The 10,991-nt window shown below is 63.1% G+C and carries 13 protein-coding genes, 1 tRNA gene and 1 pseudogene; 5 read left to right on the plus strand and 10 right to left on the minus strand.

Features of this window, described 5'->3' with window-relative positions:
* Window positions 1-46 precede the first annotated feature (46 nt).
* A pseudogene (locus M5G11_RS21380) lies at window positions 47-364 on the plus strand (chalcone isomerase family protein); the annotation flags it as partial.
* Here M5G11_RS21380 and M5G11_RS21385 read toward each other — a convergent pair.
* The 9 genes from M5G11_RS21385 to M5G11_RS21425 all read right to left on the minus strand — a co-directional run bounded on the left by M5G11_RS21385 (window position 348) and on the right by M5G11_RS21425 (window position 6,622).
* Window positions 348-857, minus strand: a complete 510-nt coding sequence (locus tag M5G11_RS21385; RefSeq protein ID WP_273913921.1) for a DUF2878 domain-containing protein — start codon at window positions 855-857, stop codon at window positions 348-350. The pseudogene M5G11_RS21380 and the gene M5G11_RS21385 sit on opposite strands and share 17 nt — an antisense overlap.
* Window positions 857-2,131, minus strand: a complete 1,275-nt coding sequence (locus M5G11_RS21390) for an SAM-dependent methyltransferase (protein WP_273913920.1) — start codon at window positions 2,129-2,131, stop codon at window positions 857-859. The genes M5G11_RS21385 and M5G11_RS21390 overlap by 1 nt, the downstream gene beginning before the upstream one ends.
* Window positions 2,118-2,918, minus strand: a complete 801-nt coding sequence (locus tag M5G11_RS21395; RefSeq protein WP_273913919.1) for a DUF1365 domain-containing protein — start codon at window positions 2,916-2,918, stop codon at window positions 2,118-2,120. The genes M5G11_RS21390 and M5G11_RS21395 overlap by 14 nt, the downstream gene beginning before the upstream one ends.
* Complete coding sequence (locus M5G11_RS21400; RefSeq protein WP_273913918.1) at window positions 2,915-4,162, minus strand: NAD(P)/FAD-dependent oxidoreductase; 1,248 nt, start codon at window positions 4,160-4,162, stop codon at window positions 2,915-2,917. The genes M5G11_RS21395 and M5G11_RS21400 overlap by 4 nt, the downstream gene beginning before the upstream one ends.
* Window positions 4,159-4,923 carry an SDR family NAD(P)-dependent oxidoreductase gene (locus M5G11_RS21405; protein ID WP_273913917.1) on the minus strand — a complete coding sequence of 255 codons (765 nt, stop codon included), beginning with the start codon at window positions 4,921-4,923 and terminating at the stop codon, window positions 4,159-4,161. Before M5G11_RS21405 ends, M5G11_RS21400 begins: the two co-directional genes overlap by 4 nt.
* The gene (locus M5G11_RS21410; RefSeq protein ID WP_273913916.1) at window positions 4,920-5,342 is read right to left on the minus strand and encodes a nuclear transport factor 2 family protein; all 423 of its coding nucleotides are present in this window, start codon (window positions 5,340-5,342) and stop codon (window positions 4,920-4,922) included. Before M5G11_RS21410 ends, M5G11_RS21405 begins: the two co-directional genes overlap by 4 nt.
* Before the next feature lie 172 nt (window positions 5,343-5,514).
* Window positions 5,515-5,599 (minus strand) — tRNA-Leu (locus M5G11_RS21415).
* Between the two features lie 105 nt (window positions 5,600-5,704).
* Window positions 5,705-6,412, minus strand: coding sequence for a YoaK family protein (locus M5G11_RS21420; protein WP_273913915.1), 708 nt, complete (start codon window positions 6,410-6,412; stop codon window positions 5,705-5,707).
* A 15-nt stretch (window positions 6,413-6,427) separates the two neighbouring features.
* Entirely contained in the window at window positions 6,428-6,622 is a 195-nt protein-coding gene (locus M5G11_RS21425) for a hypothetical protein (RefSeq protein WP_273913914.1), read from the minus strand.
* A 240-nt stretch (window positions 6,623-6,862) separates the two neighbouring features.
* Between M5G11_RS21425 and M5G11_RS21430 the strand changes: the two genes are divergently transcribed.
* From M5G11_RS21430 to M5G11_RS21445, 4 genes are all read left to right on the plus strand, one after another.
* The gene (locus M5G11_RS21430; RefSeq protein ID WP_273913913.1) at window positions 6,863-7,060 is read left to right on the plus strand and encodes a hypothetical protein; all 198 of its coding nucleotides are present in this window, start codon (window positions 6,863-6,865) and stop codon (window positions 7,058-7,060) included.
* Between the two features lie 91 nt (window positions 7,061-7,151).
* Window positions 7,152-8,315: a two-component system sensor histidine kinase NtrB gene (locus M5G11_RS21435; RefSeq protein WP_273913912.1), complete on the plus strand. Its 1,164-nt coding sequence runs from the start codon at window positions 7,152-7,154 to the stop codon at window positions 8,313-8,315.
* A 4-nt stretch (window positions 8,316-8,319) separates the two neighbouring features.
* A complete protein-coding gene (locus tag M5G11_RS21440; protein WP_273913924.1) occupies window positions 8,320-9,726 on the plus strand; it encodes an ATPase domain-containing protein in 1,407 nt (468 codons plus the stop codon).
* Window positions 9,727-9,745: 19 nt separating this feature from the next.
* Complete coding sequence (locus M5G11_RS21445; RefSeq protein WP_273913911.1) at window positions 9,746-10,132, plus strand: response regulator; 387 nt, start codon at window positions 9,746-9,748, stop codon at window positions 10,130-10,132.
* A 70-nt stretch (window positions 10,133-10,202) separates the two neighbouring features.
* On the opposite strand, the gene csrA is transcribed toward M5G11_RS21445, so the two are convergent.
* The gene (csrA, locus tag M5G11_RS21450; RefSeq protein WP_273913910.1) at window positions 10,203-10,400 is read right to left on the minus strand and encodes a carbon storage regulator CsrA; all 198 of its coding nucleotides are present in this window, start codon (window positions 10,398-10,400) and stop codon (window positions 10,203-10,205) included.
* Between the last annotated feature and the right edge of the window lie 591 nt (window positions 10,401-10,991).

The raw sequence follows: 10,991 nt of genomic DNA on the forward strand, positions 1-10,991 counted from the left end.
GCCTACTGTAATTCAATGGTGCGCACAGGCGTGGTTTTGCAACGGGTTCTGGCGCAGCATCGATCGTGATCGCCTGGTGGAGGTCAGCCTGGAGGAGATTCAACGCCTTGCCGGTGCCCATGTCAGCGCTGGGCAACTCGCCCAGTGGCGGCTGCAGCTGCAGCAGGCCTTTGTCGATGTGCAACCCGGCGCGAGCATCACCGGGGTGTATTTGCCGGGGCAGGGGTGTCGGTTCTATGTGGGCGGGCGTTTGCAGCACGAGGTGCGTGATGAAGCATTCGCGCAGGCGTTTTTCGCGATCTGGCTGGACCCGCGCACGCGTAACCCAGAGTTGCGCCAACAACTGCTCAAGGGCGCGTCTTGAGACCCTGTGCATCCAGCCGGTGCAGGAGCGGCAATAGAACTGCCCAGACCAGCGCCAGAATCACCAGGGTGGGCCCGGTGCCCAAAGGCAGCCCCACTCCCGCCAACCGCACGCCTGCCCAATACGACAGCGGCCCGCCCAGAGCACCCGCAAGGCTTGCCCGCCACCAGGGGCTCGCGCTCCAGGCCAGGGTGTGGCGCAAGGTCATGGCGAAGACTGGCCATAGCAATGCCAGCCAGCCGGGCAGGAGCCAGTGGCGGCTGTGAAAGTCGAAAAGCCCCAGGTTCAGCAGCAGGCTGTCCAGGGCCCAGCCGCAGAGGCTGGCGGCGACGATCAGTCGCCCTTCGCCCGGGTAGGCTAAAAACCGCAGGTGCAGGGCCAGGCATGTGGCGGCAATCAGCAGCAGCGCGGGATGACGCGCGCCCAGCACGCAGGCAAGCCAGCCCCCCTGGAACAGCAGTGCATTGAGCAGCAGGCCAACGCTGCGCTTCATCAGCCTTCAAGCACACCCAGCAACGGTGCCGGCCTGGCGTCCGGCTTGGCCAGCAACAGTTGCGCGGTGCCGATGGTGCGCTCAAGAAAGCCGCCTTCGCAGTAACACAGGTAGAACTCCCACAGCCGGTAGAAACCATCGTCATAGCCCAGCTGTTGCAGGCGTTGGCGGCTGTGTTGCAGGTTCTCGTGCCAGCAGCGCAGGGTGCGGGCGTAATGCAGGCCGAAATCTTCCATGTGGTGCAGGTTCAGGTCGGTGACCTTGCCCATGACCTTGAGCAATACGCTTACCGACGGCAGGGCGCCGCCGGGGAAGATGTAGCGCTGGATGAAGTCGACCGAGCGCCGCGCCTGCCGGTAGCGTTGCTCGCGAATGGTGATGCTCTGCAACAGCATCAATCCGCGTGGCTTGAGCAGTTGCGCGCATTGTTTGAAATAGGTCCCCAGGTAGCGGTGGCCGACAGCTTCGATCATCTCGATCGAGACCAGCTTGTCGAACTGCCCGCTAAGGTCGCGGTAGTCCTCCAGCAGCAGGGTGATGCGGTCTTGCAGGCCAAGTGCCTCGATGCGCTGCTTTGCATAGGCGTACTGCTCGGCAGACACGGTCGTGGTGGTGACCCGGCAGCCATGTTGCTGCGCGGCATAGATCGCCAGCCCGCCCCAGCCAGTGCCGATCTCCAGCAGGTGATCCTCCGGGCGCAGGTCGAGCTTCTGGCAGATGCGCTGCAACTTGTACTGCTGCGCCTGTTGCAGGCTGTCCTGGGCGCTGCGGAACATGGCGGCCGAGTACATCATGCTCGGGTCCAGCAGGTGCTCGAACAGGACATTGCCCAGGTCGTAGTGGGCCGCGATGTTGCGCCGCGCGCCGCGCCGGGTATTGCGGTTGAACCAGTGCAAGCCATGCAACAAGGGCCGGCCCAGACGCGCCAGGCCGCCTTCCATGGCATCGAGCACGTCAAGGTTGCTGACCAGTACGCGGACCACGGCGGTCAGGTCGGGAGTGGTCCAGTAGCCATGGATATAGGCTTCGCCAGCACCGATGGAGCCGTTGCAGGCGACCATGCCCCAGAGCGCTTCATCCAGCACCTGGATCTGCGCATACAGCGGATCGCCAGCGCTGCCCATGTGGTGCACGCCGCCCGGTTCCAGCACGGTCAGGTAGCCACGGCGCAGTTGGCGCAACTGGTACAGCACCGCGCGCTTGAGCAGTGCCACGCCCAGGCCATTGCCGGCCGGCGCCAGGCTTTTCACCGGCATGGTGTCAGGGCTCTTCATGGGGGGATTCCTCAGGGCGCAACCGGGCCAGGCGCCAGGCACCGTGGGCGGAAAAGTGGCTGAACAGGGCATTGCGTTTGAGCAGCAGGCGCAGGGCCTGCCAATAGATCGCCAATACGGTCTTGCCGGCCATCCAGGGGAAGCTGAGCAGGTAGCGATGCAGGCTGGCACGTCCCAGCGCGATACGCGTGAGTTGCAGGCAGGCGCTGAATACCCGAGTGTCGCCTTGCCAGTCTTCCATGCGCACGCGCACGTGTTGCCCGGGGGTGCAGAAGTGCATGCGGTATTCCAGGTCCGCTGGCAGGAAGGGCGAGACATGGAATGCCTTGGCCACACTGAAGTTCCAGGGGCCTTGATTGGCGGCGGGCAGCACATAGTGGAAGCGCTGGCGCCAGGGTGTGTTGGTGACCTCGCAGAGGATCGCCGCCAGGCGTCCGTCGGCCTCATGGCAATAGAAGAAGCTCACCGGGTTGAACGCCAGGCCCCAGCTGCGTGGCTGGGTCAGCAGGCACACCGGGCCCTGCGGGCGATGGCCCAGGGCCGCTTCGAGCTGGTCACGCACGGCCTCAATCAGTGGCTGGCCAGCCTGGGTAAAGGCGGGCAGGTAGTCCTGCTCACGGAAGGCGAAGGCTGCGAAGCGCCCGCGACCGGCCAGGGGCGACAGGGCGAGCACCGCGTCCTGCTCGTCGAGGTCCAGGTACAGCAGGCCCATGCGGTAAGCGAAGGCATGCCCGCCCTTGGCAAAGCGCCGGTGGCTGACCCAGCCCAGGTACAGCGCGCTGTTCATAGCTGCTCCCCAAAGGCTGCCGCGATGCGCAGCGCGCTGACCACGCCGTCCTCGTGGAAACCATTGCCCCAATAGGCGCCACAGTAATAGCTGTGCTGCTGGCCGGAAATTTCTGCATGGCGGGCCTGGGCCTGCACACCCGCCAGGCTGAACTGTGGGTGGGCGTAGGTATAGCGACCGAGGATCTTCTGAGGGTCGATGGCTTCGGTCTGGTTGAGGCTGACGCAAAAGGTCACCGGGGCCTCGATGCCTTGCAGGATGTTCATGTTGTAGGTCACGGCAGCGGGCTGGGCCGCATGGCCACCGAGGCGATAGTTCCAGCTGGCCCAGGCCAGCGGCCGGCGTGGCAGCAAGCGGGTGTCGGTGTGCAGCACCACGTCGTTGTCGGCGTAGTGCAGGGCGCCGAGCACCTCGCGCTCGGCCAGGCTTGGGTCATGCAGCATCTGCAGCGCCTGGTCGCTGTGGCAGGCGAAGACCACCTTGTCGAAGTGCTCGCTCCCGGCATGGCTGAACAGCCTGGCCCCCGTGCTGTCACGCGCGACGCCCAGCACCGGGCAGTTCAGGCGGATGTGTTCGGCGAAGGGCGCGCACAGCGGCGCCAGATAGCTCTGTGAACCGCCACGGATCACCCGCCACTGCGGCCGGTCGCTGACCGACAGCAAGCCATGGTGCTTGAAGAAACGCACGAAGAACTGCAGTGGAAAGGCGAGCATCTGCCCCAGCGGCATCGACCAGATCGCCGCCCCCATGGGCACGATGTAGTGGTCGATGAAGCGCTGGCCGTAACGGTTCATCAACAGGTAGTCGCCTAGCGACAGCACATCGCTGACCCGTTGCTGCTCAAGGTCGCGCAGGGCTTCACGGTTGAAGCGCAGGATGTCATAGAGCATGCCCCAGAAGGGCAGTGAAAGCAGGTTGCGCCGCTGCGCGAACAGGCTGTTGAGGGTGTTGCCGTTGTATTCGTGCGCGGTGTGCGCATCGTGCACCGAAAAGCTCATCTCGGTCGGGCGGGACTCGACGCCCAGTTGCCCAAGCAGGCGGATGAAGTTGGGGTAGGTCCAGTCGTTGTAGACGATGAACCCGGTGTCCACGGCGTAATGCTGGCCCTGCACAAGCACGTCGACCGTGTGGGTGTGGCCACCAATGCGCGGGCCAGCCTCGAATACCGTGATCGCATGCTGGCGTTGCAGCAGGTAGGCGCAGGCAAGGCCGGAAATCCCGCTGCCAATGATGGCAATCTTCATCGTTGCGGTGCCTCGCGCAGCGGGCGCGACATACGCTTGGCCAGCATCAGTTGCACGCGTTTTGGCAGCAGCGCAGCCAGGCGCAGGCCGAAAATGAACGGCGCCGGGAAGGCTATTTCATAAGGTCGCCGGTCCAGCCGCGTGGCGATGTGCTGGGCGGCTTTGGCGGCCGGCCAGCACATTGGCATGGGGAAATCATTCTGCCGGGTCAGCGGGGTATCGACAAAGCCGGGGCTGACCAGGGTCACGTCGATGCCTTCGCGGGCCAGGTCGATGCGCAGGGATTCAAGCAGGTAGCGCAGCGCCGCCTTGGACGCGCCATAGGCGCCCGCACGGGGCAGGGGCAGGAGCGTTACCGAGCTGGCCACGCCCACCAGGTGGGGCTGCTGGCCCCGTCGCAACAGCGGCAGGGCGACTTCGATGCAATGGCTGGTAGCCAACAGATTGGAGGCGACGAGGCGTTCGATGACCCCAGCGTCGAACTGCTCACTGTCGATGTACTCGCAGGTCCCGGCATTGAGCACCACCTGGTCCAGCCCGCCCCAGGCGTGTTCGATCTGCTGGCCGATCTGGCGAACCTGCGCGGCGTCCCTGAGGTCACCCGGCAGTACCAGCACCTGGGCGCCCCAGATATTGGCCAGGGTTTGCAGCGCGCTACGGTTGCGCGCACTGACCGCCACCCGGTGGCCGCCGCGCAGTAGCTCGCGCGCCAGTTCTGCGCCCAGGCCGCTGCTGGCGCCGGTCAGCCAGATGCGCTTCATGCGAGCCTCCCTTTCAACCAGCTGATCATCCGGCCCATCACGGGCACATGCTCATAGAGGAGTGCACCGGCATCGAAGTAGTCATGGTGGACGCGGACCTTGTCATCCCACATCAGGCAGGAGCAGCCGCGCACGGCGACCGGCTTGCCGGCGTTCAGGCGCGGGTGGCGGTAGTGCAGGGTCCAGCGCAGGTAGCCCAGGCCTTCTTGCACCTGGTCGTAGGCGTGGAACTCGAAACGCAGGTCGTGGATGTTGGCGTAGAGCTGTGCGAAGTACTGGCGCAGCGCCGGCAGCCCTTGCACGTGGTGCAGGGGGTCGCGGAACTGGATGTCCTCGCTGTACAACTCGGCCAGCAGGTCGAGGTGCGCGGCATCGACTTCGCAAAAGCGCTGGGCAAAGCGTTTGAGATACTCAGACATGACCTGCACCGAAGAGCTTCGAGGGCTTTTGTTGTACAGGATTGCGATCTTGTACAACTAATTTGCAGGTTAGAGCGAAATCTGTACAAGTCAAACCGCTTGTACAGTTTCAGGAGAAGGGACGTGCTGACGGCAGAAAGCAAAAAAGCGCCATAAAGGCGCTTTTAAGTGATGGTGCGGGGCGCGGGACTCGAACCCGCAAGGCTTGCGCCGACAGATTTTAAGTCTGCTGTGTCTACCAATTTCACCACCCCCGCACTTGAACGGACAGTGTAAAGGCCACCAGGCAAGTTGCCTATGTGAGCTTTTCATCTCCAGATCAAGTGCGCTTTATAACTCATCGTTATATTTGCGTCAACCGTCTAGCGCGCCATGTAGCGCTGCACCCAGCGCCGTGGAATCAACAGCGACGCCACCGCAAGCAACGCCGCCAGGGCACTGCTGGCCAGCAACGCGGCGAAGCCCAAGTGCAGCTCCAGCAGCCCACCCAGCACCGCGCCAAAAAACATCCCGCCCCAGGGCACCAGTTGCGCGCGCCAACCGCTGCGCCGCTCACCGAGCAGCCAGCGGCCCAGGCCACGGCCAAACCGCGAGAGGGCGCCGGTGACATAGGTCAGGCCGATGGGCAGGCCGTTCACTTCCTCAACGGCTGCATTGAGCATGCCCATGGCGATGATCGCGCTGAACATGGCCAGCAGTTCGGCCTGCAGCCCGCACAGCCCGGCGCCGAGCAGGAGCAGGGCGGTCAGGCCCAGCAGCGGCCAGGCGCGCTTGCCCGTCAGGCGAGCAATGATCACCCCCAGTGCGTTGCCCACGACGAACGCCAGGATCAGCAGCGTCAGCCTCGCCGCCAAGGCGCCGTGACCGTCACCCAGGGCAACCGCCAGGCGTGTGGTGTTGCCGCTCATGAACGAGACAAAGTCACCGGTGGCAAGAAAGCCGATGGCGTCGGTCATGCCCGCCAGCACCGACAGCGCCCCGACAAACAGCAGGCCGACGTGGCCACGGCGCTTGTGCAGGCGCGTGACATGGGCGCGACGATGGCTTTGCGGGGTGTGTGCTGGCAGCATCGGGGGCGTCCGTGCTCAGGTGTCGATGGAGTCCGCTACATGGCGTAGGTCGTTGATCGAGGTGTTCAGGCCCGAGATCCGCGCCTTCACGTCGCGGGCGTCCTGGGTGTGAATCGAATGGGAAAGATAGACGGCATGCCCGGCCAGGCCACGGGCGATCTCTTCGAGATCGTCGGCGGTGTGTTCCAGGTCGTCGTGGATGCCTTTCATGCGTTCATTTGCTACCACTTCTGGGTCCTCGCGCAGCGCTTTTCGTCCTGAAGGCATGGGCAGAACTATATCAAGTTGGCTGCCCGGCGCGGGGGCATTTTGCTGTGGCCGGTTGACGCGCAAGTATCACTGGGCGAGTATCGCGGCATTATTGGATCCACGTCGGAGACCGTCGCTGTGCAACCGTCAAGCTCAACCCCGCAACAGAGACCCCGCGTTCGCTGGTATTGGCGGGCGCTGGTGATCAAGGTGTGGTTGGCGGGCTGCTTGCTGTTCCTGGTGCTTGCCGGGGCCAGTGTCACCCTGTTCGTGAGCAGCGCCGAAGCCAGCCTGCCGCTTATGCAGCGGCTGTTCGCCTTCGCCGGTGCTACGCTCATCTTGTTGTTGTGCCTGCACATTCTGCGCATGGCGCTGCCGGCTCGTCAGGCGCAGCGCTAGCCCCGGCTGCGTCGATTGTCCGGGCAGTGAATTGCAGGCAGCGTATGCTGTCTATTCTCCCATTGTCTCTCGCGGTATCTGTGGGGCTGCCATGGATTCATCCGACCGCTCTGACCTGCACGCGCTGCGCACCAGTCGCTATGAGCAACTGGTGCAGACCGTGGTGGACTACGCCATCTACATGCTCGACCTGGACGGCTATGTGGTTTCGTGGAATGCCGGGGCGCAGCGCATCAAGGGTTACCAGGCCGAGGAAATCATTGGCCAGCATTTCTCACGCTTCTTCACTGTGCAGGACTGCGCCGAAGGCAAGCCCGCGTGGCTGTTGAACCGCGCCCTGAGCGCAGGCCAGGTGCAGGACGAAGGCTGGCGCGTGCGCAAGGACGGCAGCGAGTTCTGGGCCCTGACGGCACTGGATGTGGTGCGCTCACCCGAGGGCGAGGTGATTGGCCTGGCGAAAATCACCCGGGACATCACCGACCGCCGTGAAGCGGCGATTCAGCTCGATGCCATGCGCGCCCAGCTGTTCCAGGCACAGAAGCTCGAAGCATTGGGGCAGTTGACCGGTGGCATGGCGCATGACTTCAACAACCTGCTGACGATCATCATCGGCTCGGCCAAGCTGGCCATGCACAGCAAGGATGCGGAGCGGGTTGATCGCCTGCTGGGGCATATTCTCGATGCCGGCGAGCGCGGCAGCCAGATGACCCAGCAACTGCTGAGCTTTGCCCGGCGCAAGACCCTTGAGATGGCCCAGGTCAATCTGCCCGAGCTGATCGAATCGACCCGTGCGCTGCTGACCCAGGCGCTGCCCAAAGGCATCATCCTGGAAGTTGGCGTCGATGCGCCCTTGCCGGATGTCGAGGTGGACGCCGCGCAACTGCAGATGGTGCTGCTCAACCTGATCTTCAATGCGCGTGATGCGGTCGGGGCGAGCGGGTTGATTCGCTTGCATGCACGTCACCAGGTGCTTGCCGGCGAATGGGACGAACTGGTCGGCGACTTCGTGCTGATCAGCATCCATGACGACGGCCATGGCATCGCGCCCGAGGTGCTGCCGCGCATTTTCGAGCCGTTTTTCACCACCAAGGGTTTCAACAAGGGAACCGGGCTTGGGCTTAGCCAGGTCTACGGTTTCGCCAAGCAAAGCAATGGCGGCATCCATGTTCAAAGTACGCCGGGGGAGGGCACCTGCATGACCCTGTGCCTGCCGGTCTGGCAAGCCTCCAATGTTGAATCTGCCGAGAAGGGGTGAACGCATCGTGGAACAGCTCAAACGCCTGGTCACGGGTATCGAGGGGCTGGACGACCTGCTCAAGGGCGGCCTGATTGTCGGCTCGTCCTATATCGTCCAGGGCCGGCCCGGCTCGGGCAAGACCATCCTGGCCAACCAGCTGGCGTTCAACCACGTCGAGCAGGGCGGGCGGGTGCTGGTGGCCACACTGCTCAGCGAATCGCACGAACGTCTGTTCCAGTACCTGGCCACGCTGAGTTTCTACGACGCGGAAAAGATGGGTAAGCAGATCCAGTTTCTCAGCGCCTTCGACACCCTGGAAACCGACGGGCTGGGCGCAGTGGTCAAGTTGCTGCGCGGCGAGATCGCCCGGCAGGACTCCACGCTGTTGATCGTCGATGGGCTGCTCAACGCGCGCTCACGTGCGGAAACTCCGCTCGACACCAAGAAGTTCATCTCCGAGCTGCAAGGCCATGCGGCATTTGCCGGCTGTACCTTGCTGCTGTTGACCAGCTCGCGGCTCGAAGACGACAGCCCAGAACACACCATGGTCGACGGCGTTATCGAGCTCGGTGAAGACCTGCACGGCGCGCGTTCGGTACGCCGTATCCAGTTGCGCAAGACCCGAGGCAGTGCTGCGCTGTCGGGGTTGCACGAGTTCGAGATCACTGACGCGGGGCTGAAGGTCTACCCGCGCATCGAGTCGTTGCACAGCCACCCGTCCAACCAGGGTTGCGAAACGCTGGCGCGGGTCGGCAGCGGCATCGGGGTGCTCGACGGGCTGCTGCACGGCGGTTTGCCCAGCGGTTCGGTGACACTGGTGATGGGCCCGTCCGGGGTCGGCAAGACTTCCTTGGGCACGGCGTTCCTGGGGGCGTCGACGGTGCAGGCGCCGGGGCTGCATTTCGGCTTCTACGAAACACCGGCGCGCCTGCGGCTCAAGGCGCAGGCGCTGGGCATGGACTTCACCGCCCTGGAGCAGAGCGGGGCGTTGCACATTGCCTGGCAGCCGACCACCGAAGGGCTGCTCGATGATGTTGGCGCGCGCCTGCTGCGCAAGGTCAAGGAGTTGAAGGTCAAACGTGTGCTGATCGACAGCCTGGGCGCGTTCACTCGCCTGGCCACCAACCCGGCGCGCTTGAACGAATTCTTCCGTGCCTTGATGGGCGAGCTGCGCGCCCTGTTCGGCTCGGAAATCAACGCGCCGGCACCGGAGTTGTCGAGCATCGTCGACAACCTGCTGTTGATGCGCTTTGTCGAGCTGGAGTCGGAACTTAAACGCCTGCTGTCGATTCTCAAGGTACGTGACAGCCAGTACGACCCGGCGCTGCTGGAGATGGTGATCAGCAGCGCGGGCATCGACCTGCAAAAGGCATTCAATGAGGCGACTGCGGTGTTGTCTGGCACTGCGGCGACGGTGGAAAGGTCATGAAGACCGTGGCGTGGTACCCATGAGCACGATACTGGTCGTAGACGACGAGTACTTGATTGTCGACATCATTGGCTATGCCCTTGAAGACGAGGGGTACCGGGTCGAGCGCGCGGGTAATGGCGTGAAGGCACTGGAGGTGCTTGAGGGATTGGCGCGGGAGCAGGGACGAGTCGACCTGATCATCACCGACTACATGATGCCCCTGATGAACGGGGAAGAACTGGCCCGGGCGGTGCGTACCCAGCTAACGCTGAGCAGCGTACCGATCATCCTGATTAGCGGAGCCCAGGCGAGTATTGGGCGCGACAACCCTGAGCTGTTCGCAGCCGTGCTGGACAAGCCCTTCGAATTCGATGCGCTGATCGCCACGGTGAAAAAGCTGATCGGGCCTGCTGAAACGTCTTGAGGTCATTGCGACCTGTAAGTGGCTTCATGCCGGGACCAAGCGCATCCGTGCGGCTCAAGTCATGGAAAGGTCATTCGTTGTGTGTGTCTTTCTCCGGTGCCGGGCTGCCAGCCTGAATGCGTTTGTAGATCTCTTCACGGTGCACCTGTACATCTTTGGGTGCATCGATGCCGATCCTCACTTGCATACCCTTGACGCCTAAAATGGTGACCTTGATGTCGTCGTTGATGACGATGCTTTCGCCAACCTTGCGGGTGAGTATCAGCATGTATTTCTCCTTGGTAACTTTAAATGCCTCGCAGGCGGTGCCCACGGAGGACGGAAAGGCTTGGCGGCGCTTCCCTCTTTCCCTTCATTAAAGACGCATTCGTTGAAAATTAATTCCACGAGCAAAAGATTCTGCTGAGTGTCTTTAGTCGTAGTAACCGACTGGGGTGGGTGGCAGTTTCGCACGTTAAATGCCGCCACACCCGCAAGCATAGGGGGGTTGAGCGCATATGGGAAATTTCTCTGCTCGATCGGCGAAATGTCTTTTGCCTATGGATCAGCCTACGAGGCGCCAGGGTGAGAAAAAACCCATCAGTTATTGAAAGTCATTCTCAAGATTGCCGCGGGATCGGCAGCTTTGTGGGAGCAACTGGCTTGCACAGGGTCATTGTGGGAGCGGGACAAGGCCCGCTCCCACAGTTCAGCTGGTCGCAGGAAAAACGCGTGACCCTGGCCAGCAGCGGGCTGCACTGTAGGAGCAACTGTCTTGCACAGAGTCATTGTGGGAGCGGGCTTTGCCCCGCGATCTGGCGCAAAGCGCCAGCAAAGCCGGCAACCGCGCTGAATTAGATTGACCATGAACGCAGGCTTG

It is taken from the genome of Pseudomonas fontis (genome assembly GCF_028656955.1).
Classification (GTDB): Bacteria; Pseudomonadota; Gammaproteobacteria; order Pseudomonadales; family Pseudomonadaceae; genus Aquipseudomonas; species Aquipseudomonas fontis.